General features: G+C 57.2%; 1 protein-coding gene. It reads right to left on the bottom strand.

The genetic code is table 11. From position 1 onward, the window contains the following. Positions 1-396 precede the first annotated feature (396 nt). A complete protein-coding gene (locus P0D70_RS36645) occupies positions 397-663 on the bottom strand; it encodes a hypothetical protein (RefSeq protein WP_408188116.1) in 267 nt (88 codons plus the stop codon). Between the last annotated feature and the right edge of the window lie 188 nt (positions 664-851).

The raw sequence follows: 851 nt of genomic DNA, 5'->3' as shown, positions 1-851 counted from the left end.
CAGTAGATATTTGGAGACCTTGTGCATCGCAGGACACGTTATCCCCAGTTTGTGTTGACAAGTCCGTGGATAAGTTTCTCCCCACAGCGCTGAACCCCACGCCATAAGGCTTTGCGGGCCATGTGAGGGGAAATTGCGTATTCCCCACAGGCCGCCAAACATCGTTCCCCCACGTTTCCCCACACGCTGCGGCGCGGGGAAACTGCCTTTCCCCTCAGAGGGAAGGAGCCGACGTATTAGACATGTGTTTCGTAAAGCATTCAAGCTAACGGCGATTCGGGTGCCGTTCCACAAGTCACTTGTTGAAGCCGGAAGCTGACGGGTTGATTGTGCACGCTGCGGTGCACACACGATGGGGAACGTCACGAACATTCCCCACGACGTGCGATGATAGGGCTACAGCTCCCAGCGCTGCCCGTCTTCCGTAACCAGCCAGGGCGCACGGCAGCACGGGTCTTCAAACACCGGAATGTTATTGAACCAGCACCCGTCGTAATGGACGCCCAAGCGTCGCATCTGCAGTTCATCACACAGCATGCGCTTGTGGTCGGGATGAAGAACCAGCTCGACAGGTTGCTCCCCGTGATGTTCCTTCAGATACCGGTAAAGCCCATCCGTGATAAAGGCGCAGGCGCTCATGCTTGGCCGGAAACCCAACGTCATAAATCACACCCCCATGATTTTTTGCCGGTTCACGCTACCGCTTCTGCAGGAGCTCGTCTGACTGACTTCGGCGCATGCTTACGTGCCTGCCAGAGATCGTAGTCGAGCTGCATTCCGAGCCACAGGTCAGCCCGACCACCTCGCCATTGCGTCACGCACCAGCGGGTGACGCCACTGATGTCCCTTCA

Origin of the sequence: Paraburkholderia sp. RL17-381-BIF-C, from assembly GCF_046026435.1 — a bacterium.
In the GTDB taxonomy this organism is placed as follows: domain Bacteria; phylum Pseudomonadota; class Gammaproteobacteria; order Burkholderiales; family Burkholderiaceae; genus Paraburkholderia.
This window is presented reverse-complemented; position numbering and strand designations above follow the sequence as displayed.